The sequence below is a fragment of the Brevundimonas sp. EYE_349 genome, from assembly GCF_023147505.1.
In the GTDB taxonomy this organism is placed as follows: Bacteria; Pseudomonadota; Alphaproteobacteria; order Caulobacterales; family Caulobacteraceae; genus Brevundimonas.
This window is the reverse complement of sequence record NZ_JAHXPB010000005.1, coordinates 151,372-173,045: the sequence shown is the minus strand read 5'-3', so window position 1 is coordinate 173,045 and position 21,674 is coordinate 151,372. Positions and strand designations below refer to the sequence as shown.

At 66.2% G+C, this 21,674-nt stretch carries 22 protein-coding genes; 8 read left to right on the top strand and 14 right to left on the bottom strand.

Going from position 1 to position 21,674, the window contains the following annotated elements; all coding sequences use genetic code 11:
• The first annotated feature begins 67 nt into the window (after positions 1-67).
• Positions 68-1,444 (top strand): S41 family peptidase, encoded by a 1,377-nt coding sequence (locus KZX42_RS10990; protein WP_248119382.1) that lies wholly within the window; start codon positions 68-70, stop codon positions 1,442-1,444.
• A 39-nt stretch (positions 1,445-1,483) separates the two neighbouring features.
• Here the strand turns inward: KZX42_RS10990 and KZX42_RS10985 are convergent, their stop codons facing one another.
• Together KZX42_RS10985 and KZX42_RS10980 are read right to left on the bottom strand one after the other, a co-directional pair.
• The gene (locus KZX42_RS10985; RefSeq protein ID WP_248119381.1) at positions 1,484-2,656 is read right to left on the bottom strand and encodes a carboxynorspermidine decarboxylase; all 1,173 of its coding nucleotides are present in this window, start codon (positions 2,654-2,656) and stop codon (positions 1,484-1,486) included.
• Positions 2,657-2,669: 13 nt separating this feature from the next.
• Positions 2,670-3,875 (bottom strand): saccharopine dehydrogenase family protein, encoded by a 1,206-nt coding sequence (locus KZX42_RS10980; RefSeq protein ID WP_248119380.1) that lies wholly within the window; start codon positions 3,873-3,875, stop codon positions 2,670-2,672.
• A gap of 316 nt (positions 3,876-4,191) precedes the next feature.
• Here KZX42_RS10980 and ffh point away from each other — a divergent pair, with 316 nt between their 5' ends.
• The 3 genes from ffh (at position 4,192) to rimM (ending at position 6,872) form a co-directional block, all read left to right on the top strand.
• Positions 4,192-5,730, top strand: a complete 1,539-nt coding sequence (gene ffh / locus KZX42_RS10975) for a signal recognition particle protein (RefSeq protein WP_248119379.1) — start codon at positions 4,192-4,194, stop codon at positions 5,728-5,730.
• A gap of 23 nt (positions 5,731-5,753) precedes the next feature.
• Entirely contained in the window at positions 5,754-6,275 is a 522-nt protein-coding gene (rpsP, locus tag KZX42_RS10970) for a 30S ribosomal protein S16 (protein ID WP_248119378.1), read from the top strand.
• Positions 6,276-6,344: 69 nt separating this feature from the next.
• Positions 6,345-6,872: a ribosome maturation factor RimM gene (gene rimM, locus KZX42_RS10965; protein WP_248119377.1), complete on the top strand. Its 528-nt coding sequence runs from the start codon at positions 6,345-6,347 to the stop codon at positions 6,870-6,872.
• Here the strand turns inward: rimM and KZX42_RS10960 are convergent.
• Positions 6,869-7,042, bottom strand: a complete 174-nt coding sequence (locus KZX42_RS10960) for a DUF1508 domain-containing protein (RefSeq protein WP_087120843.1) — start codon at positions 7,040-7,042, stop codon at positions 6,869-6,871. The genes rimM and KZX42_RS10960 overlap by 4 nt on opposite strands.
• Positions 7,043-7,204: 162 nt before the next feature.
• On the opposite strand from KZX42_RS10960, the gene KZX42_RS10955 reads away from it, so the two are divergent.
• Both KZX42_RS10955 and KZX42_RS10950 read left to right on the top strand, forming a co-directional pair.
• Entirely contained in the window at positions 7,205-7,906 is a 702-nt protein-coding gene (locus KZX42_RS10955; RefSeq protein WP_248119376.1) for a glutathione S-transferase N-terminal domain-containing protein, read from the top strand.
• A gap of 51 nt (positions 7,907-7,957) precedes the next feature.
• Positions 7,958-8,344, top strand: a complete 387-nt coding sequence (locus tag KZX42_RS10950) for a DUF3597 domain-containing protein (RefSeq protein WP_248119375.1) — start codon at positions 7,958-7,960, stop codon at positions 8,342-8,344.
• Positions 8,345-8,435: 91 nt separating this feature from the next.
• Here KZX42_RS10950 and KZX42_RS10945 read toward each other — a convergent pair whose 3' ends face one another.
• From KZX42_RS10945 to KZX42_RS10910, 8 genes are all read right to left on the bottom strand, one after another.
• Complete coding sequence (locus tag KZX42_RS10945; protein ID WP_248119374.1) at positions 8,436-9,608, bottom strand: benzoate/H(+) symporter BenE family transporter; 1,173 nt, start codon at positions 9,606-9,608, stop codon at positions 8,436-8,438.
• A gap of 93 nt (positions 9,609-9,701) precedes the next feature.
• Positions 9,702-10,523 carry an enoyl-ACP reductase gene (locus KZX42_RS10940; RefSeq protein WP_248119373.1) on the bottom strand — a complete coding sequence of 274 codons (822 nt, stop codon included), beginning with the start codon at positions 10,521-10,523 and terminating at the stop codon, positions 9,702-9,704.
• 76 nt (positions 10,524-10,599) lie between these two features.
• A complete protein-coding gene (gene galU, locus KZX42_RS10935) occupies positions 10,600-11,478 on the bottom strand; it encodes a UTP--glucose-1-phosphate uridylyltransferase GalU (RefSeq protein ID WP_248119372.1) in 879 nt (292 codons plus the stop codon).
• Between the two features lie 83 nt (positions 11,479-11,561).
• Positions 11,562-12,629 (bottom strand): substrate-binding domain-containing protein, encoded by a 1,068-nt coding sequence (locus tag KZX42_RS10930; RefSeq protein WP_248119371.1) that lies wholly within the window; start codon positions 12,627-12,629, stop codon positions 11,562-11,564.
• Between the two features lie 80 nt (positions 12,630-12,709).
• On the bottom strand, positions 12,710-13,522 hold the full coding sequence (gene phnE, locus KZX42_RS10925; protein ID WP_248119370.1) for a phosphonate ABC transporter, permease protein PhnE: 813 nt from the start codon (positions 13,520-13,522) through the stop codon (positions 12,710-12,712).
• Positions 13,519-14,532, bottom strand: a complete 1,014-nt coding sequence (phnD, locus tag KZX42_RS10920) for a phosphate/phosphite/phosphonate ABC transporter substrate-binding protein (protein WP_248119369.1) — start codon at positions 14,530-14,532, stop codon at positions 13,519-13,521. The genes phnE and phnD overlap by 4 nt, the downstream gene beginning before the upstream one ends.
• On the bottom strand, positions 14,529-15,338 hold the full coding sequence (gene phnC, locus KZX42_RS10915) for a phosphonate ABC transporter ATP-binding protein (RefSeq protein ID WP_248119368.1): 810 nt from the start codon (positions 15,336-15,338) through the stop codon (positions 14,529-14,531). The genes phnD and phnC overlap by 4 nt, the downstream gene beginning before the upstream one ends.
• Positions 15,339-15,429: 91 nt before the next feature.
• Positions 15,430-16,653 carry a DUF2254 domain-containing protein gene (locus tag KZX42_RS10910; protein WP_248119367.1) on the bottom strand — a complete coding sequence of 408 codons (1,224 nt, stop codon included), beginning with the start codon at positions 16,651-16,653 and terminating at the stop codon, positions 15,430-15,432.
• 242 nt (positions 16,654-16,895) lie between these two features.
• Between KZX42_RS10910 and KZX42_RS10905 the strand changes: the two genes are divergently transcribed.
• Entirely contained in the window at positions 16,896-18,161 is a 1,266-nt protein-coding gene (locus tag KZX42_RS10905) for a type III PLP-dependent enzyme (RefSeq protein ID WP_248119366.1), read from the top strand.
• A gap of 214 nt (positions 18,162-18,375) precedes the next feature.
• Positions 18,376-19,428, top strand: a complete 1,053-nt coding sequence (locus KZX42_RS10900) for a deoxyhypusine synthase (protein WP_248119365.1) — start codon at positions 18,376-18,378, stop codon at positions 19,426-19,428.
• Positions 19,429-19,468: 40 nt separating this feature from the next.
• Here the strand turns inward: KZX42_RS10900 and KZX42_RS10895 are convergent, their stop codons facing one another.
• From KZX42_RS10895 to KZX42_RS10885, 3 genes are read right to left on the bottom strand one after another with little or no spacing between them, the layout of a single operon-like run.
• Positions 19,469-20,191, bottom strand: a complete 723-nt coding sequence (locus KZX42_RS10895; RefSeq protein ID WP_248119364.1) for a hypothetical protein — start codon at positions 20,189-20,191, stop codon at positions 19,469-19,471.
• Positions 20,192-20,250: 59 nt separating this feature from the next.
• Positions 20,251-21,366: a GTP-binding protein gene (locus KZX42_RS10890; RefSeq protein WP_248119363.1), complete on the bottom strand. Its 1,116-nt coding sequence runs from the start codon at positions 21,364-21,366 to the stop codon at positions 20,251-20,253.
• A 44-nt stretch (positions 21,367-21,410) separates the two neighbouring features.
• Positions 21,411-21,635 carry an alkylphosphonate utilization protein gene (locus tag KZX42_RS10885; protein WP_017506643.1) on the bottom strand — a complete coding sequence of 75 codons (225 nt, stop codon included), beginning with the start codon at positions 21,633-21,635 and terminating at the stop codon, positions 21,411-21,413.
• Positions 21,636-21,674 lie beyond the last annotated feature (39 nt).

Sequence of the window (21,674 nt, the reverse complement as noted above, 5' to 3'; positions counted from 1 at the left end):
TCGTGTCTGCGGGGCCTTACCCTTCCAACGGGCGCCTTGAATGATCGGCCCGACCGAAAGAGACCGAATGCGTAAACTGCTCCTCGTCGGCTGCGCCGCACTGGTGCTCGGCGGCTCCGCCGCTGCTGTCTCAAGCCAGACGCCCCGCAACGAAACCTTCCGCATGCTGGAGCTGTTCGGCGACGTGGTCGGGATCGTGGAGCAGGCCTATGTCGTCCCGGTCGACAACAAGAAGCTGATCGAGGCGGCGCTGGCGGGCATGATGACCGCGCTGGACCCCCATTCCAACTATCTGCCGCCGTCCAACTACAGCGAACTGCGCGAGCGGACCGAGGGTCAGTATTCGGGCGTCGGTCTGACCATCAGCGCCGACGGCGGCATGGTGAAGGTCATCTCGCCGATGGACGACAGCCCCGCCGCCAAGGCCGGGGTCCAGGCGGGCGACGTCATCTCCTCCATCGAGGGTCAGAACGCGGCGGGCCTGACGGTCAGTCAGGTGTCCGAGAAACTGCGCGGCGCCGTGGGCACCAGCGTCAAGGTGACCTTCCTGCGCGACGGGTCCGATCCGCTGGAGGTCGTCCTGACCCGCGAGGTCATCAAGGTCCAGTCGGTCACGGGCCGGGTCGAAGGCGACTTCGGCTATCTGCGCGTCTCGACCTTCAACGAGAACACCGGCCGCGAGTTGAACGAGGCCATCGCCAAGATCAAGGCCGAGAAGCCGGGCGTGAAGGGCTATGTCCTGGACCTGCGCAACAACGGCGGCGGCCTGCTGAACGCCGCCATCGACGTGTCCGACGCCTTCCTGGAACGCGGCGAGATCGTCAGTCAGCGCGGCAGGAAGCCCGAACAGATCCAGCGCTATTCCGCCAAGCCCGGCGACATCACCGGCGGTCTGCCGCTGGTCGTTCTGGTCAACTACGGCTCGGCCTCGGCGTCGGAAATCGTCGCCGGCGCCCTGAAGGATCATCAGCGCGCGACCATCGTCGGCCTGACCAGCTTCGGCAAAGGTTCGGTCCAGACCGTGATCCCGCTGCGCCAGGGCCAGGACGGCGCCCTGTCGATCACGACCGCGCGCTACTACACCCCCTCCGGCGCGTCGATCCAGAAGATCGGCATCGAGCCGGATCTGGAGGTCGCCCGGTCCGAGGCCGAGGCCCGCATCGTCTCACGCTCCAGCTTCATCTATTCCGAGGCCGCCTACGCCACGGCGCTGGACGCCTCCATCGGCGCCGAGCGCAAGGGTCCGCACACCCCGCGCGAAGCCCCGGGCGACAAGTTCGACAAGGAAAAGGACTATCAGCTTCAGCGGGCGCTGGACGTTCTGCGCGTCGGCGGCGACCTGTCGAAACTGCCTGCCGCGCCCGAAGGCGTCGTCGTCACCGAACCGGGCTCCACGCCCAAGCCCGACGCCGCCCCGGCGGCGGACGAACCCAAGGAAGAATAGGTCGGGAAAGGGCGGCGCCAGCCGCCCTTTTTATTGCGCCTACGACAGTCGGTCGCGGAAGGCCGAATAGTCGAAGTCGCGCACCGTCCTCAGCGCATCCGTCTGGGAGTTCCACAGCACGATGGACGGCAGCGGCACGCCGTTGAAGGTGTTGGTCTTCACCATCGAATAGTGGGCTTGGTCCAAAAACGCGATCCGTGTTCCGGGCGTCGGCCGTTCGGCGAAGACGTAGTCGCCGATGATGTCGCCGGCTAAACACGACGGCCCGCCCAGCCGCACCGTTACGCCGTGTTCGGGTTCGTTCAGCAGCGCGGGGCGATAGGGCGCCTCGATCACATCGGGCATATGGCAGGTGGCGGAGATGTCGGTGATGCCGATGGGCATGCCGTTGTCGAACACGTCCAGCACTTCCCCGATCAGGATGCCGGCGTCCAGCGCCACGGCCTCGCCCGGCTCCAGATAGACCTGAACCCCGTGCCTGGCCTGCAGATCGCGTACGAAGGCGATCAGATCGTCGGTCTGATAGTCGGCGCGGGTGATGTGGTGCCCCCCGCCAAGGTTCAGCCATTTGATCCCTCCCAGCAGAGGGGCCAGTTTCGGCTCCACCGCCGCCCAGATGCGCGACAGCGGCTGAAAGTCCTGTTCGCACAGGGCGTGGATATGCAGCCCGTCCACCCCATCCAGATGTTCGGGCTTCAGTTGCGACACCGGAAAACCCAGGCGCGAGCAGGGCTGGGCCGGGTCGTATTTGGCGACCTCGCCTTCGGAATGTTCGGGGTTCAGCCGCAGGCCGATCTCGAACACTTGCCCTTCGGCCCGCGCCCCAGCGATCAGATCGTCGAAGCGGGCGATCTGGGCCGGGTTGTTGAAGATGACGTGGTCCGACAGACGCAGGATCTCGGGCAGGTCCTGCGCCGTATAGGCCGGCGAATAGGTTGTCAGCTCGCCCTTGTAGAACTCGCGCGCCAGCCGCGCCTCCCACAGGCCCGAGGCGCAGACCCCGTCGAGGTATTCGCCAACCACATCGGCCAGCGACCACATCGAAAACGCCTTCAGCGCCAGAAGCACGCGCGCCTCCGCTCCGTCACGCACGCCCTTCAGCACGGACAGATTGCGGCGGACGGCCGCCTCGTCCACCACGAAGGCGGGCGAGGCGACGCGGTTCAGGTCGAAATGCGCAAAGGCGCCCGGATCGCCGGCCTGGGTCTGCATTCAATCGGTCCGATCAGAAGTCCAGGGGGGCGTCCAGGTCCTGCACCTTCCACGGCAGGCCGTGCTGGTTCAGCATGTCCATGAAGGGATCGGGGTCCAGCTGTTCCATGTTGAACACGCCGTCGCCCTTCCACTGGCCGGTCACCATCAGGGCCGCGCCGATCATGGCGGGGACGCCGGTGGTGTAGCTGACCGCCTGGTTGCCGGTCTCGGCATAGGCCTCTTCGTGGTCGCAGATGTTGTTGATGTAGACCGTCTTCTTGACCCCGTCCTTCAGGCCGGTGGCGATGACGCCGATGTTGGTCTTGCCCTTGGTGATCGGACCCAGCGAGGCGGGCTCGGGCAGCAGGGCCTTCAGGAACTCGATCGGAATGATCTCGCGGCCCTGGAACTGCATCGGCTCGATCGAGGTCATGCCGATGTTTTCCAGCACTTCAAGGTGTTTCAGATAGCTGTCGCCGAACGTCATCCAGAAGCGGATGCGCTTGATCTCGGGATAGAATTTCGCCAGCGATTCCAGCTCCTCATGGTACATGAGGTACATATTCTTCTCGCCCACGCCTTCGAAGTCGAAGACCTGCTTGTGGCTCAGCGCCGGGCCTTCGACCCACTGGCCGTTCTCCCAGTGACGCGAGTTCGCCGTCACTTCGCGCAGGTTGATCTCGGGGTTGAAGTTGGTCGCGAAGGGCAGGCCCGTGTCGCCGCCGTTGCAGTCCAGGATGTCCAGCATCTCGATGGAATCCAGCAGGTGCTTCTTGACGTAGGTGGTGAAGACCGAGGTCACGCCGGGGTCGAAGCCCGAACCCAGCAGCGCCATCAGGCCCGCGTCCTTGAACCGGTCCTGATAGGCCCACTGCCACTTGTATTCGAACTTGGCCTCGTCGCGCGGCTCGTAGTTGGCGGTGTCCAGATAGTTCACGCCCGCCGCCAGACAGGCGTCCATGATCGACAGGTCCTGATAGGGCAGGGCCAGGTTCACGACCAGTTCGGGCTGCACCTTCTGGATCAGGGCCGTGGTCGCCGCCACGTCGTCGGCGTCGATGGCGGCGGTGTCGATGGCCACGCCAAAGCGCGACTTCACCGATTCCGCTATGGCGTCGCACTTGGACTTGGTGCGGCTGGCCAGGGTGATATGCGAGAAGATGTTCGTATTCATCGCCATCTTGTGGACGGCCACCGAACTGACGCCGCCCGCGCCGATAACCAGCACCTTGCTCATTCGTGCTTCTCCCGAAGTCAAAAACCCTGGCGACAACGCCGCCCCTATAAAGGGCGCGGCTCTTAGCACGATGATGACAATCCGCTAAATGTCTTACTGAAGGTCAGGCTTATAGCGCGATTGACTCGCTGCGGTTGCCTTGCGGCCGGTTTTCCTTCATAAGCCGCCGCTTCCGACGCAAGTGAACCTCGCGTCTCCACCCACACGACAGCTCTCCAAGGAGAGAACGAGGTGGGCGAGAACCCTCCGCCGACGTGATCGTCGCCGGGGGCCGTTGTCGTATGGAGCCGTTTCACCCGTCGCCATGAGGTAGTGAATGTTCGAGGCTCTGAACGAGCGGCTGACAGGCGTATTCGACCGGATCACCGGGCGCGGCGCCCTGTCCGAAAAGGACGTCGCCGAGGCGATGCGCGAAGTGCGCGTGGCCCTGCTGGAGGCCGACGTCGCCCTGCCGGTCGTCAAGGAATTCATCGCCTTCGCCACCGAACGCGCGACCGGCGAAGAAGTCATCCGTTCGGTCAAGCCGGCCGATCAGGTGGTCAAGATCGTCTATGACGGCCTGATCGAGATGCTCGGCGGCGAAGAGCCGGTCCCGCTGAACACCAACGCCAACCCGCCCGCCGTCGTTCTGATGGCCGGTCTGCAGGGGTCGGGCAAGACGACGACTTCCGCCAAGCTGGCGCTGCGTCTGACCAAATTCGATCGCAAGAAGGTCATGCTGGCCTCCCTCGATACGCGCCGTCCGGCCGCGATGGAGCAGCTGGCCACCCTGGGCAAGCAGATCGAGGTCGCGACCCTGCCCATCGTGGCGGGCGAGAGCGCGGTCCAGATCACGCGCCGGGCGCTGCAATCCGCCAAGCTCCAGGGCTTCGACGTCCTCATCCTGGACACCGCCGGCCGCATCACCCTGGACGAAGGGCTGATGAACGAGGTGGCCGAGGTCGCCGACATCGCCAAACCCGTCGAGACCCTGCTGGTCGCCGACAGCCTGACGGGTCAGGACGCGGTTCGCACCGCCAAGGCCTTCCACGAGCGCCTGCCCCTGACCGGCCTGGTCCTGACCCGCGCCGACGGCGACGGTCGCGGCGGCGCCATGCTGTCGATGCGCGCCGTCACCGGCCTGCCGATCAAATATCTGGGCGCCGGCGAAAAGGTCGATGCGCTGGACGTCTTCGACGCCCGTCGCGTCGCCGGCCGCATCCTGGGCCAGGGCGACATCGTCGCCCTGGTCGAAAAGGCCAGCCAGGATCTGGACCAGGCCAAGGCCGAGAAGATGGCCCGCAAACTGGCCAAGGGTCAGTTCGATCTGGACGACCTGGCCGGCCAGCTTCAGCAGATGAAGCGGATGGGCGGGCTTCAGGGCATCATGGGCATGCTGCCCGGCGTGGCCAAGATGAAGAACCAGATGGCCGACAGCGGCATCGACGACCGCATGATCCTGCGTCAGGAAGCCATCATCTCCTCGATGACCAAGGCCGAGCGCAAGAAGCCCGACCTGCTGAATGCATCGCGCAAGAAGCGCATCGCCGCCGGCGCCGGGGTCGATGTGCAGGACGTGAACCGGGTTCTGAAACAGCACCGCCAGATGGCCGATGTGGTCAAGTCGATGGCGCGCGGCGGACCCAAGAAGATGCAGCAGATGGCCGCCATGCTGAGCGGCCTCGGCGGCGGCGGCGGACTGCCCGGCATGGGCGGCGGTCCCGACATGGCCCGCCTCAAGGCGCTGGGCGGCGGCAAGATGGCCGAACCCTCCGCCGACGATCTGAAAGCCATCCAGGACCGCCTCGCGGGTCTGGGCGGCGGACAACTTCCGGGGGGCCTGCCGGGTCTTCCGGGCTTCCCTCCCAAGAAATAACCACTTCCTAGAAAGAGACTTGAATGCTGAAGATTCGTCTGGCCCGCGGCGGCGCCAAGAAGCGCCCCTACTACCACATCGTCGTCGCCGACTCGCACTCGCCCCGTGACGGCAAGTTCATCGAGAAGGTCGGCAGCTACAACCCGATGCTGCCCAAGGACGGCGCTCAGCCGCGCGTCGCCCTGAAGGTCGAACGTATCGCCGAATGGCTCGGCAAGGGCGCCCAACCGACCGACCGGGTCGCGCGCTTCCTGTCGCAGGACGAGACTCTGGGCCAGAAGGTCAAGTGGACGCAAAGCAACAACCCGAACAAGGCCCAGCCCGGCAAGAAGGCGCAAGAGCGCGCCGCCGAACGCGCCCAGCGCGAAGCCGACCGCCTGGAAGCCGAAGCCGCCGCCAAGGTCGAGGCCGCTGAAGCCGCCGCCCGCGCCAAGGAAGAGGCCGCCGCCGCCGCCGAAGCCGCCAAGAACGCTCCGGCTGCCGAGGAAGCGCCTGCCGAAGACGCTCCGGCCGCCGAAGCGACCGAGGAAAAGGCCGAAGGCTAAGCCTTTCGGTTTGACGATGATCAGGGCGGCGTCTTCCGGCGCCGCCTTTTTCATGCGCTAAGGACGACCATGACCACGGAAAGCAGATTGATCCTCGTCGGCCAGGTCGGCGGTGGTTTCGGGGTGCGGGGCGAGGTGCGCGTGACCGCCTTCACCGCCGATCCCCTGGCCCTGACCGCCTATGGCCCGCTGCTGCGCGCGGACGGGACCGTGGCCCTGACCCTGACCTCGACCCGGCCCGACAAGAACGGCGTCGTCGGCCGCGCCAAGGAGATCGCCACCAAGGAACAGGCCGACGCCCTGCGCGGCCTGAAGCTGCACGTCCCCCGCGACCGCTTCCCCGAGCCGGACGAGGACGAATTCTATCTCGCCGACCTTCTGGGCGTGCAGGTCCGCGACGTCGCCGGCGCCGTCATGGGCGTGGTGAAGTCGGTCCAGAACTTCGGCGCCGACGACATGCTGGAGATCGCGCCCGCCGCCGGCGGCCCGACCTGGTATCTGCCGTTCACCAAGGAGGCGACGCCGGAACTGCACTTGGCCGACGGCTGGCTGATGGCGGCGCCGCCGACCGAGGTGGGCGAGCGGGAGCCCGACTAGGCGTCCTCGACCGGGGCGTCGCCGACGTGTTTCTTGATCGATTCGATGGCCCGCTTGGCCCCCGACTTGTCGGAATAACCCTCGGTCGAGAAGATGATCTCGGAATTGTATTTGAAGCGGACGCGGTATTCGCCGGCCTTGTCCTGATAGACTTCGAACTTGTGCGCCATCGGGCCTCTCCCTGGATTTGACCGACTGTCGGCCACGGCCAAGCTGGCGCCGTCTCCTGCGCGGTTCCAGACACAAGCCCGCGATCAAAACGGCGCCCATCGCAGTTGCCAAATCACGACGCCCTACCGACATGGGAGGTTCAACCGCCAGAGGTTCGTCCCATGTCCGACCTGTCCGCCTTCCCGATCAACCAGCGCTGGCCGGCCCAGCATCCCGACCGCATCCAGCTCTATTCCCTGCCCACGCCAAACGGGGTGAAGGTGTCGATCATGCTGGAGGAGGTCGGCCTGGCCTATGAACCGCACCTGATCGACATCACGGCCAACGAGACCTGGGGGCCGGAGTTTCTGTCACTGAACCCCAACGGCAAGATCCCCGCCATCATCGACCCCGACGGTCCGGGCGGCCAGCCGCTGGCTCTGTTCGAATCCGGCGCCATCCTGATCTATCTGGCGGAGAAGACCGGGCAGTTGCTCTCGGCTGATCCGGCGACCCGCTATCAGACGATCCAGTGGCTGATGTTCCAGATGGGGGCGGTCGGCCCCATGTTCGGCCAGCTGGGCTTCTTCCACCGCTTCGCCGGCAGGGACTACGAGGACAAGCGCCCGCGCGACCGTTACGTCGCCGAAAGCCGACGTCTGCTGGGCGTGCTGGAGACGCAGCTGGACGGTCGAGACTGGATTGTCGGAGACTATTCCATCGCCGACGTCGCCACCCTGGGCTGGGTCCGCAATCTGATCGGCTTCTATGAGGCCGGCGAGATCGTGGGCTTCAAGGATTTCCCGCGCGTCGCCGCCTGGCTGGAACGGGGTCTGGCGCGGCCGGCCGTGCAGCGCGGACTGGAGATTCCGGCGCGTCACTGAACCGTCGCCGCTGGCGGGCATTATCTGACGGCATCAACTGGAGCGAGACTAATGGGTATCTTCTCTTCGATCTGGAACAAGATCACGGGCCACAAGCCCAAGACGGCCCCGCAGCAGACCCCGGCGCCTTCGGCCCAACCCGCGCCCGGCGCCGCACCGGCCGCTACCCCTGCGCTTCCGCCTGTGGACGTCGAGGCGGTGCTCAGCGATCTGGCGGCGTCAAAGGGCGGCGGCGGCAACTGGCGCACCTCAATCGTGGACCTCCTGAAGCTGCTGGACCTGGATTCCAGCCTGGCGGCCCGCAAGGAGCTGGCCGAGGAGCTGAATGTCCACGCCGGCGAGCACGGCTCGGCCGAGCAGAACATCGCCCTGTCCAAGGCGGTCTGGCAGAAGCTGGCTGAAAACGGCGGCCAGGTCCCGGCCTCGCTGCGCGACTAACCGGCCTCAAGCAGCGCGACGCGCGGTAGGTCACAGAGGCGGCCTCAAGCAGCGCGAAGCGCGTTAGGCCGCAGAACGAAGCGACGCTGGGTCAGGCCCTCGGTCTGATCCAGCGCATCGCCGCCAGGGCGGCGAAACCTACGACCAGTCCCCAAAAGGCTGCGCCGATCCCGAACAAGGCCAGGCCGGAGCCGGTGGCTGCGAACGTCAGGACGGCGGCCTCCCGCTCTTCAGTCTTGGCCAGCATGGCGCTCAGCGCCCCGGTCAGGGCCGCGATCAGGGTCAGCCCCGTAATGATCGCCAGAACGGCAGGCGGCATGGCGATGAACAGCCCCGCCAGAGGCGCTGCGAACAGCGCCACGATCACATAAAACCCACCATAGATGACGCCGACCATCCACCGTTTGGCCGGATCGGGATGGGCGTCGGCGTCCGTGCAGATTGCGGCGGTGATGGCCGCCAGATTGACCCCGTGGGCGCCGAAGGGGGCGGCGATCAGGCTGGTCAAGCCGGTGGCGAAGATCAGGCGGTTGGCGGGCGGCTCGTAGCCCGCAGCCTTCAGCACCACCAGCCCCGGCAGGTTCTGCGAGGCCAGCGTGACCAGAAACAGCGGCAGACCCAGGCTGACGGCGACCTTCCAGTCAAAGGCGGGCATGACGGGCGTCAGACCGCCGAACAGGCCGGTTCCCGGCGGCAGGCCGATCTGACCTTTGAAAGCCAGAACGCCGAAGGCGACGCAAAGCACGGCGGGCAACGCCCAGGCGGGCCACATCCGCCTTGCGACGATGAAGATCGCCAGCAGCCCGACCGCCAGCCCCATCTCGTCCGGCACAACCTTGAACAGCCTCAGCACGAAGGGCAGCAGTACCCCCGCCAGCATGGCAGAGGCGACGGAGGCCGGGATTCTCTGCGCCAGCCGACCCAGCACGGGCAAAAGGCCCGTCAGCACCATCAGGACCGCCGCGAATAAGAACGCCCCGATGGCGTTGGCCCAGCCCAGACCCAGCGTCGAGGCCGCTAGCAGGGCCGCGCCCGGCGTCGACCAGGCCAGCACGACCGGCATCCTTAATCGCCAGCTCAGCAGCAGTCCCGGCAGGCCGATGCCCAGGCACAGGGCGGTGACCATCGAAACGATCTGGGGCGGGCTGGCGCCCAGCACCTGGCCCGCCTGAACGACCAGGGCGACCGTGCCGCCGAATCCGACGACGGTGGCCACGGCGGCGGCGGAGAAGCTGGCGGGGGGCGGGATATCGGAGGCGCTCATGGCCACACGGATAAGCGGGGCCGTTGCGCCCCGAAAGCAAAAAGGGCCGCCGGATCGGCCGGCGGCCCCTGATTGTTCCATGATCCGGGGGGATCAGCCCTCGAAATCCTCCGGCAGACCGACGGCGTGGAAGCCCGCGTCGACGTGGACGACTTCGCCCGTGGTCGAACGGCCCAGGTCCGAGCACAGCCACAGGGCCGCGCCCGCGACGCCCTCCATCGATGTCTCTTCCTTGATCAGCGAGAACTGCGCCGACTTGGAGTGCAGGCCGCGTCCGCCCGAGATGCCGGCCAGCGACAGGGTGCGCATGGCCCCGGCCGAGATGGCGTTGACTCGGATGTTCTTCGGTCCCAGGTCGCGCGCGATATAGCGGGTCGCCGCCTCCAGCGCGGCCTTGGCCACGCCCATGGTGTTGTAGTTCGGAATGACCCGCTCGGACCCCAGATAGGTCAGGGTGATCATTGAGCCGCCGTTGGGCATCAGCTTGGCTGAACGCTTGGCCACGTCCACGAAGCTGAAGGCCGAGATGTTCAGGGCCAGGAGGAAGCTGTCGCGCGTGGTGTTTTCGACGAACGAACCCTTCAGCTCATCCTTGTTCGCGAAGGCGACCGAGTGGACGACGAAGTCGATCGTGCCAAACTCTTTTTCCAGCTCGGCGAAGGCGGCGTCCATCGAGGCGTCGTCGGTGACGTCGGCCTGGATCAACAGCTTGGCGCCGACGCTTTCGGCCAGCGGACGCACGCGGCGCTCCAGCCCCTCGCCCAGATAGGTGAAGGCCAATTCGGCGCCCTGGGTGGCCAGTTGCGAGGCGATGCCCCAGGCGATGGAGTTGGAGTTCGCGACCCCCATGATCAGGCCCTTCTTGCCCTTCATGAGGTCTCCGGTGGGCATGTCCCAGCCTTCGCTCGTCGCCATGATACGTCTCCTGATGATTTGGCGGAGGGTTAGCAGGGGCCGGTGCGAACCGGAACCCCCGCAAGCTTCCCCAGGGTTAAAGCAGGGCCGAAACCGCCTGACGCGCGGCCTCGCCCAGGTCTGGGCGTTTCAGCGCCAGGGCGACGTTGGCGCGAAGCAGGCCGATCTTGTCGCCGCAATCGTGGGTCACGCCCGCATATTCGACGGCGGTGAAGGTCTGCGTCCGCATCAGCCGCGCCATGGCGTCGGTCAGCTGGATCTCGTTGCCGGCGCCGCGCTCCTGGGTCGCCAGCAGGTCGAAGATTTCCGGCTGCAAGATGTAGCGGCCCGCGATCGACAGATTGGACGGCGCCGTGCCCGGGGCGGGCTTTTCGACCATCCCCTTCATGGCGATGCGATTGCCCTCGCGGACGGCGGGATCGACGATGCCGTATTTGTGGGCCTGCTCGATATCGACCGATTCCACCCCGATCAGATTGCCGCCCGTCTCGGCATAGACTTCGACGAGCTGCTTCAGGGCGCCGGGCTTGCCGTCCACGATCACATCGGGCAGGACGACGGCGAACGGCTCATGGCCGATGATGTCGCGCGCGCACCAGACGGCGTGGCCCAGGCCCTTGGGTTGCATCTGGCGGGTGAAGCTCATTTCGCCGGGGCGCGCCAGTTCGGCGTTCATGGCCGCCAGGATCTCGGTCTTGCCCTTGGCCTCCAACTGGGCCTCAAGCTCGATCTGGTGGTCGAAATAGTCCTCGATGGCTTCCTTTGAGCGGCCGGTCACGAAGACGATATGCTCGATTCCCGCCTCTCGCGCCTCTTCGACGATGTAGGACAGGATGGGGCGGTCGACGACGTTCAGCAGTTCCTTCGGCGTCGTCTTGGTGCCGGGAAGAACCCGCGTGCCGAGACCGGCGACGGGGAATACGGCCTTGCGCAGGCGCGTGGGCGTGGAGGTCATAAATGAATCCTGACAGCTATGCCGCCCCTTCTAGCCGGTGCGGGCCGGCGAAAGAAGGGGCGGGACGGCGGTCGGTTCCGACCTTATTTGGCGGGACGCGCCATCGGGGACATGGCGGCGATGGTCGCACGCTGGGCCAGAAGCTGATCTTCCGGCAGGGGGATCAGGCCGCGGTCGGCCAGATAGCCGCCCTTGCCGGCCGAACCTTCCGAAAGGAATTCCTGAACGAACTGCTGCAGGCCGGGGATCACGCCGATGTGGGCCTTCTTCACATAGATGTAGAGGCTGCGCGACAGCGGATATGCGCCGCTGGCGATGGTGTCGGCGGTGGGCGAGACGCCGTCGATGGTCTCGGCCTTCACCGTATCCAGGTTCTGCTCCAGGAAGGAATAGCCGAACACGCCCAGCGAGCCCGGCGTGCGGGTCAGGGTCTGGACGATGGCGTTGTCGTTCTCGCCCGAGTCGATCCAGGCGCCGTCCTCGCGCAGAGTGTGGGCGATGGCTTCGAACCGATCCTTGTCGCCTTCGATGGCCTTGACGCCCGGGACCAGCTTGGCGCCCGGCGTCATGCCCAGCTCCAGGAAGGCGTCGCGCGTGCCCGAGGTGGGCGGCGGGCCATAGACCTGGATGCGCTGGACCGGCAGGCCCTTGTTCACGTCGTTCCAGGTCTTGGTCGGGTTGGCGATGAAGGTTCCGTTCGGACCCGGCACGTCCTTGGCCAGACCTTCGTACAGGTCGTTCAGTTCGAAGTTGAAGCCGTTGCCGTTACGGGCGGTGGCGATGACGATGCCGTCGAAGCCGATCTTGATCTCGACGATGTCCTTGACGCCGTTCTTGGCGCACAGATCGAACTCGGACTGCTTCATCTGGCGCGAGGCGTTGGCGATGTCGGGGGTATTGGGGCCGACGCCCTGGCAGAAGGCCTGAATGCCGCCGCCCGTGCCGAGGGATTCGACGCGGGGCGCAGCCCCGCCCGAGGTGCGGGCGAAGGTTTCCGCGACGCGGGTGGCGAACGGGAAGACGGTGGACGACCCTGCCGCCCAGATGCCCGACCGGGTTCCCGATGGCGAACCGCCCGCGCCGCCGTCGCCGCAGGCCGCCAGGGCCATCAGGGCGGTCGCCGCCGCGGCGTATTTCAGTGAACGGATCATCAGTCGCTCTCCCTGAGCCTCGATTTCGCGACGCTTAGACCAGAGGTTTGTGACGGTTTTTGTCGCCGGTCAGCGCCCTGTCACAGCAGGCGGCGACGCATGACCTGCGACAGGGTGTCGATCAGGGTCACGGCGACCACGACGACGATCACGATGGCCGAGACGGCGCGGAAATCGAAGGCGTTCATGCTGTCGAACAGCACCTGGCCGATGCCCCCGGCGCCGATCAGGCCCAGCACCGTCGCCGAACGGCTGTTGGACTCGAAGCGGTACAGCGCAAACGACGTCCATAGCGGCGCGACCTGCGGCAGCACGCCCCAGACGATCTCGTGCAGCTTGCCGGCGCCGGTGGCGCGTACGCCCTCGACCGGCCCCTTGTCGATGGATTCCACCGCTTCAGAGAACAGCTTGGCCAGGACGCCGGCGGTGTTCAGGGTGATAGCCAGGACGCCGGCCAGCGGCCCCAGGCCCACGGCGGTCACGAACAGCAGGCCGATCACCAGGTCCGGCACCGAACGCAGCAGGTTCATCACCCAGCGCACCGGCGTCACGATCCAGACGGGGGCGATGTTGCGCGCCGCCGCCAGACCCAGGGGAATGCCCAGCAGGACGGCCAGGAAGGTGCCCCACAGGGCGATCTGGACCGTCTCCCACATCTTGGCGACGAACATCTTCCAGTCGGCGAAGTCCGGCCGCAGCAGGTCGTGGACGAACAGTTTGGTGCTGTCGTTGCCCGCGAACAGGCGCGAGATATTGCCCAGGTCCACCGCGTCGATGCTGTAGAGCAGGACGGCCGCGACGCCGCCCCAGACCAGGATGTCGGCGACCCAGGCCAGGGTCGATTTCTTGGGCGCCGCCGGAATGGCCGGGGCGGGAGACGTCGTCGCGGTCAAGGACGGACCTCGCGCAGGCTGCGCAGGCGTTGCAGTTCACGCTCGGCGGCGGCGGCGCCGGCGGTGTCGCCCTTGGCGCGGGCCTCGCCCAGCTTCTGGTCGGCGATCATCTCGCGGATCGGGTCCAGATAGCTGTCGTCGGCGGCCGCGAAGCGCGAATATTCCAGGTCCGCCAGGATCTTGCGCTGACGCTCTGCCTCGGCGCCTTCGCCCTGGCCATAGGTCAGTAAGAAGCTGCGGATCTTTTCCTTCAACGCCGGGTCCAGGTCCTCGCGCACGACGATGCCGCTTTCGGGGATGGGGGGCGAGGTCCAGATGTCCTCGATCTGGGCGGCCAGCTGCGGGTTCTCCTTACGCATGAACAGGGTGTTGACGCTGTTGGAGGTGGCCACGTCGATCACGCCGGTCGCCACGCCGAAGGCGTTGGCCTGGTGGTTGGCCGAACGCACCGTCTTGAAGCACTGGCTGGGGACCACGCCGCGCGGATTGAACAGGAAGGTGAGGGGCGCCAGGGTGCCGGACGTCGACTGGGCGTCGCCGATGCCGAAGTTGTACTGCTTGCCGCACGCCAGGACCTTGTCCAGCGTGATGCCAGACCCCTTCTTGACGATCAGGGTCGACTGATAGCTGTCCAGACCCTCGCGGTTGACGGTGCGGGCGATGACTTCGGCCTTGGCGCGGTCGATGGCCTCCACCTCGGGCTTGGCCGAGAACCAGCCGACCTGGGTGTGGTTGCCGCGCATGGCCTCGACCAGAACCGTGTAGTTCGAGCCGAAATAGGGCTTTACCGGAACGCCGACGGCCTTGGACATGTCGTCCAGCAGCGGCTGCCACAGCGGGCCGGCCGACGCCTGGCCTTCCGCCGACAGGATCGAGAAGGTCAGCTCCGTGGGCGCGCCGCCCGCAGCCGTCTTGTCGCCGCCGCCGCACGCGGCCAGGCCCAGGATCATCACGGCGGCGCCGGCCGCCGCCATCAGGCGGCGGGTGGGGGCAATACGGGACAGGCTCATGCCTTGGTCTCCCAGAACGCGTCCTCGAATTCGGGACCGTAGATTTCGATCAGGCGCTTTTGGTCCAGCGCCGTGGAAGGGCCGTCATAGACGATCTTGCCGCCCTGTAGCGCGATGACCCGGTCGCAGTAGCGGATGGCGTAGTCGACCTGGTGCAGGGTGACGATCACGCCCAGGCCGTCGCGCTTGTTCAGCTCGACCAGCAGCTCCATCACCTTGCGCGCCGACACCGGGTCCAGAGAGGCGACGGGTTCGTCGGCCAGAATGGCCTTGGCGCCCTGGACGATGGCGCGGGCGATGGCGCCGCGCTGTTGCTGGCCCCCCGACAGGGTGTTGGCGCGCTGGGCGGCGTAGTCGCTGACGCCGACGCGGTGCAGGGCCGCCATGGCCTTGTCCTTGTCGGCTTGGGGCCACATCCCCAGAAGGCCCTGCCACGAGGGCAGGCGGCCCAGGGCGCCCAGCATGACGTTGGAGAACAGACTAAGGCGGCCGACCAGATTGAACTGCTGGAAGATCATGCCCAGCTTGCCGCGCGCCTTGCGCACCGCGCCGGTGACGCGGCCGTCCTTCTGCACCGTCTCGCCGAAGACCTGAATGGTCCCCTTGCCGGCGTCGATGGACTGAAGCCCGGTGATGGAGCGCAGCAAGGTGGACTTGCCCGACCCGGACGGCCCGATCAGGGCGACCATCTCGCCCGAGGCGACCGAGATCGAGACGCCGTCCAGCGCCTTTCGCGATCCGAAGGTCTTCGACACGTCACGCGCCTGGACTAGCCCGGGGGCGACGGCGGCTGCGGATGAACTCATGAACTCGCTGAGAGGCTGTGGCGAAGGGGCGCCGCATGACGCGACGAAGGCGTTTGGGCAAGTCCTAATCGCACGGCGCGAGGGATTTCGTCTAGCCCGCGCTTGTCCGGGCCTGGGCGCCGCAGCGCCGCAGCCGCTCGGCGTCCGCGACATTGGCGAAGTCCGCATCCTGCATCAGCCGCGCGTCCATCACTGACGCCGGTTCAGCCAGAACCGGGTGGACGGACAGGGAGGCCAGGGCCTTGCGCAGCCTGATCGCGCTGGTCAGGTCGTGGGCGCCGTGACGGACCACAGGGCCGAAGATGTCGTCCAGCAGATCGTGCGCCGACAAGGGCTCGGCCAGCACGCGGTCGCAGGGCGGCCGATCCTCCGGCGCCGCGTCGGCCCACAGATCCATAAGCCGCACCCCCGAACCGATCACCCCGACCACGGTGCCGATGTCGTTGACGGCGGCCGACAAAGCCTTGTCCGCGATTTCGCCCAGGACGATCAGCCCGTAACGCGGATCCTGATCGAACGACCGTTCCCGCCCCAGGGTGAAGGCGGTCTGCACCGCATCGGCGTCTATGGCGTCGCCGCTCAGCCGCGCCAGGGGTTCGCCCCGCATCACAAAGGCGCCGGGGCGGGCGATGACCTGGATGCGGCCGTCAGCTCGCTCGGCCGCGGCCTGAAGGCTCTGGATGTCCACGTTCAGCACATAGCCGGTCTGCGCGGCCGTCACGACCGGCCCTCGATCCAGAACGCCAGCCGACGCGCCCATGCGTGGCCGCTTCGCCTCTGCGGTCAGGGCGACCAGGGTTTCGGCCTCGACACGCTCCACCGTATGGCTGAGGCGCGCCAGCCGCGTCAGGCGACTGACCCAGGTCAGCAGACGAAAGGCGACCAGGGCCACCACCGCCAGGCTGAACAGGAAGATGATCGCCCGGCCGCCAGGTCCGTAATACTGCGCATTGATCGCCGTGACCCCGACGATGGCGTAGAGAAAGGCCCCGACGAAGGTGGCCAGGGCCTTTTGGGTGCTTTCGTCGCCCGTGATCAGGGCGGCGGCGCGGGGCGTCGCGGCGCTGGAGACGCTGGTGTAGGCGGTGACCATGGCCCCCAGCGAGAATGTCGCCACGGCGAGCAGGCTGGACGCCAGTATGGTCAGCACCGCCTCGACGGAATCCCCGCCGAACCGCTCGGCCAGCACGGGCGGGGCGAACGGCGCGCCCCAGGCGCCGGCCAGGGCCGCGACCACGCCCAACGCCGCATAAAGGCTGGCCCGCCACCACAGCTGCCGCGACATCCGTCGAAACAGGAATATCCACCGATTCATCCGCTCCTCCGCCGTCTGAACGACAGCCAAAGGCCAAGGTTGCCGTCGGCGCGGCCATTTCGGAGGTGGACGGACATTTGTGACAGTCCCGGTCCGATCAAACCCAGGCCCCGCCATGAAATTACCGCTTTACATGACAGTCCACAGCCCCCATATCGCGCTCTCCGGCGGACCCCGTAGGTCTAACCGTTACGCGCTGCTAACGCCGGTCTGGGTTAACAATTAGCAGGGGGTTACGTGAATTGCGCACGTACCAATTTCCCCTGGACCTGGTCCGTGAGCGGCCTCCTGAACGTCCCGTCGCACTCGTGCGGCCGCGTTCGGTATCCGTAGCGGCGCGCTGGTTCCAGGATAATCTGAAAGCCGACGTCTTCTATGCAGTGAAGGCCAATCCCTCGCGCTGGGTCATCGAGACCCTGATCGAGGCTGGCGTTCGCGCCTTCGACGTGGCGTCCGTGGCCGAAATCGAACTGGTCCGTTCGGTCAGCCATGACGTGCGTCTGGCCTTCATGCATCCGGTCAAGAGCCGGTCTGCGATCACCAAGGCCTATTTTGACCACGGCGTCCGCACCTTCTCGCTGGATTGCGTGGAAGAGCTGAACAAGATCCTCGACGCCACCGGCGGCGCCGACGACCTGAACCTTGTGGTTCGCATGGCCGTCTCGGCCGATGGGGCCGCCTATACCCTTTCGGGCAAGTTCGGCGTGTCGTCGGATCAGGCTCCCGCCTTGCTGCTGGCCACGCGCCAGGCGGTCAAGGAAGGCCTGATGGGCGTCAGCTTCCACGTCGGTTCGCAGTGCATGCGCCCGACCGCCTATCAGGCGGCGATGGCCCAGGTCGGACGGTCGATCAGCCGCGCGGGCGTGATCGTCGACATCGTCGATGTCGGCGGCGGCTTCCCCTCGGTCTATCCCGGCATGGTCCCGCCGGACATGAGCGAATACGCCGACGCCATCCATCGCGGCTTCAACGAGATGCCGGTGTCGGAAACGACCGAGTTGTGGTGCGAGCCCGGTCGGGCGCTGGTCGCCGAATCCTCGTCGATCCTGGCCCGCGTCGATCTGCGAAAGGGCGACGCCCTGTATCTGAACGACGGCTCCTACGGTTCGCTGTTCGACGCGACCCACTCGCGCTGGCCCTTCCCGACCAAGCTGGTCCGGGACGGCGAAGCGTCGGGCGAGTTGAAGGCCTTCCAGTTTTACGGCCCGACCTGCGACAGCATCGACCATATGCCGGGCCCGTTCTGGCTGCCGGCCGATGTGCGCGAAGGCGATTTCATCGAGATCGGCATGCTGGGGGCTTACGGCGTCGCCATGTCGACCGGCTTCAACGGCTATGGCGAACACGACATCGCCGCGGTCGGGGACGCCCCGATGGCCTCGCTGTACGGCCTGGCGCCGCGCTCCATTCCCACCGTGCGCACCACGGCGGAAGAGAACGCGCGCAAGGTCGTGCGCCTGTCACGTCCCAAGGGTAAGGCCGGTCAGCGCAAGTCGCGCCGGAAGTAGGGCGCCCGCACCTCATATCCGTCATCCTCGGGCTCGACCCCAGGATCGGCTGCTGTGCGTCTCCATTGCGGAGAGAGCACGGCGGGACCTTCGGCCCTCGGATCAAGTCCGAGGGTGACGGCTGCAGGTTGGGCGTCTATCGGTCCTGTCGGTCGCTCCGTCCCGGCACGTCTGCTTGTTCGACGGGCGCTCAAATCACAGGGAAACCGCCGAAATGAACGCTCCCGTTCAATCGAACACCAAGGCCCAGCTGCTCCAAAACGTGGTCGAACACGTCGACATCACCAGCTTCGACGCCCGACCGATCATCGACTCGATGCGCAAGATGTCCTTTTCGTCGCGCGACACCGCCCGCGCCGCCGACATCTTCTCCATGGCCATCGAGGATGCGGACTGCTCGCCCTGGCTGATCCTGGCCGGTTCGACCTCGGCGGGCGGCTGCATGGACGTGTACCGCGACATGGTGAAGTTCGGCATGGTCGACGCCGTGGTCGCCACCGGCGCCTCCATCGTGGACATGGATTTCTTCGAGGCCCTGGGCTTCAAACACTATCAGGCCGCCGGTCAGGTGGACGACAACGTCCTGCGCGACAATTACATCGACCGCATCTACGACACCTATATCGACGAGGAAGAGCTTCAGGCCTGCGACCACACCATCCTGGAGATCGCCGACCGTCTGGAGCCGCGCGGCTATTCCAGCCGCGAGTTCATTTGGGAGATGGGCAAGTGGCTGTCCGAAGGGAATGCGAAGAAGCCCGGCTCGCTGATTCAAACCGCCTATGAAGAGGGCGTGCCGATCTTCTGCCCGGCCTTTGTCGACTCCTCCGCCGGCTTCGGCCTGGTCAAGCACCAGAAGGAACGCGCGGCCGCCGGCCAGCCCTATCTGATGCTGGACGCCATCGCCGACTTCCGCGAACTGACCGACATCAAGATCGCGGCGGGCGTCACCGGCCTGTTCATGGTCGGCGGCGGCGTGCCCAAGAACTTCGCCCAGGACACGGTCGTTTGCGCCGAAATTCTGGGCGTTGAGGCCGAGATGCACCGCTATGCGGTCCAGATCACCGTCGCCGACGTCCGCGACGGCGCCTGCTCGTCGTCCACGCTGAAAGAGGCCGCCTCCTGGGGCAAGGTTCAAACGACCCACGAACAGATGGTCTTCGCCGAAGCCACCACCGTGGTTCCCCTGATCGGGTCCGACGCCTATCATCGCGGCGCCTGGAAGGCCCGCGAGAAGCGCCGCTGGAACAAGCTGTTCGGGAAGTAATTAAGGAAAAAGACCGCCGAGTGATCCGGCGGTCTTTTTTCTAGCCTTGGCCGCCGTGGGCCGCGACGACGGATGACCAGAGCTTGGCGACTTCACCCAGGCCGTCCTCGAAGGCTTTTCGTTCGGCTCTCAGTCGCGCCGCCTCGATGGCGTTCTCGCTGCCCCAGACATTGGAGCGCTGGTCTTCGGTCGCCGTCGTCTCGCCCGTTCCGTAAACAAAGCCGGTTCGCACATCGATAAGGATAAAGGCGCAGGTGGCGTTCACGACCGCCTTCTTGCTGGGAAGAAAGCCGAGGGCGATGGTCTGCAGAGGGCCAAGCGCTGCGCTCTCGGTGCGGAAGCGCGTATCGATCGTATAGACGAGGATGACATCCGCCCTCAGTTGGGCTGCGGCGGCGCGCAGGTCTCGGGTGTCTTTCAAATCTGGCGAGACCAAAAGGCGACTTACAGGGGCGACGGCGGAAATGCGCGGCATTTGCGCCAGCCTTGCGAGGCTTTCATCCGTCTCGATGTCGCGTGTCGTCACAATGCCGAACGCGCCCGTGCCCATGCTGCTGTTGGAGGCGCTTCGATAGCCTGCCGAAGCGACACGAGCGACGGCCATCCGAGCAGGAAAAACAACGGCCGGTTGGCGAGCGAATGCGGCGGCGATGTCGCCGTCGTTCTCGGTGATTGCGCCCAGTTCGACCCCAGCGCCGGGCGTCGTATAGGTCGAACAGCCGCACAGCAACGCCATGCAGGCCGTCAGAATCAATCGCTTCATGGTTTCCCTCCGCCTAACTACAGGCTGCGGAGGGAGTGCGGCGTAAAAGTGGCGGGACGCTAGGCCGCGCAGGCCTCGAAGCCTTTGCGAAGTTCGGCTTCGTCCAGATCCCGGCCAATGAAGACCGCGCGGCTCCAGCGGCGTTCGGCGACGCCCCATTCGCGTTGCAGATCGCCTTCCAGGATCATGTGGACGGCCTGGAAGACCAGGCGGCGGTTCTCGCCCTGAACGTCGATGATGCCCTTGGCGCGCAGGATGTCCTGGCCCTGCTCGCCCAGCAACCGGTCAAGCCAGGCCGTGAACTTCGCCCCATCCAGCGGACGGTCGAGCGACAGGGAGATGCCCTTGATGTCGTCCTGGTGCGCGTGCCCCCGCGCGCCATGATCGTGATCGTGGTGGTCATGCCCGTGGTCGTGGTCATGATGGTGGTGATCGTGGCCGCAGTGTTCGTCGTGCACATGGCCGTCCGCGCCATGCGGCGGGTTCACGAAGTCCGGCTTCACTTCCAGAATCCGCTCCAGATCGAAGGCGTGAAGGCCCAGCACCTGATCCAGCGGCACGTTCGATCGTTCGGCTCGCACGATGGGCGCCAGCGGATTCAACGCCCGCAGACGCGCCTCGACCGTCTCCAGTTCGTCCGCCGTCGCCAGATCGACCTTGTTCAGGATGATCCGGTCGGCGAAGGCCACCTGTTCGCGGGCCTCCCTGGAATCGTCCAGCCGCGCCATCACGTGCTTGGCGTCAACCAGGGTCGTGACGCTGTCCAGCTGGGTCTTGGCCTTGACGTCCTCGTCGACGAAGAAGGTCTGCGCCACCGGGCCGGGGTCGGCCAGGCCCGTCGTTTCCACGATGATGGCGTCGAATGCGGGCTTTCCGGGACGCTGCCGCTTCATCAGGCCCGCGACCACGCGGATCAGGTCGCCGCGCACCGTGCAGCAGACGCAGCCGTTGTTCATCTCGAACACGTCCTCGTCGGCTCCGACCACCAGGTCGTTGTCGATGCCGATCTCGCCGAACTCGTTGACGATGACGGCGTAACGCTTGCCGTGATCCTCGGTCAGGATGCGGTTCAGCAGGGTCGTCTTGCCCGCGCCGAGATAGCCGGTCAGGACGGTGACGGGAATCTTGCCAGTCGTTGCGGCGGTCGAGGTCGGGGCGGCGAGGGTGTCGATCATAGGCCGCTAGATGGCGGCTGATATCACGCTTGGGAAGAGGGGCCTTAAGCCTTCTTCACGAACTCGGTGCGCAGGACCAGGCCGCGCACCTTTTCGACATTGGCCTCGATCTCGTCGGGATCGCCGGTCAGGCGGATGTTCTTGACCAGGGTCCCGCGCTTCAGGGTCACCCCGCCCGATCCCTTGACCTTCAGATCCTTGATCAGGGTCACGCTGTCGCCATCGGCCAGGATGTTGCCGTTGGAGTCTTTGGTCACGTCATCGGTCATGGCGACGCTTCTAGCGGCCAGAGGACCAAATATCCATAC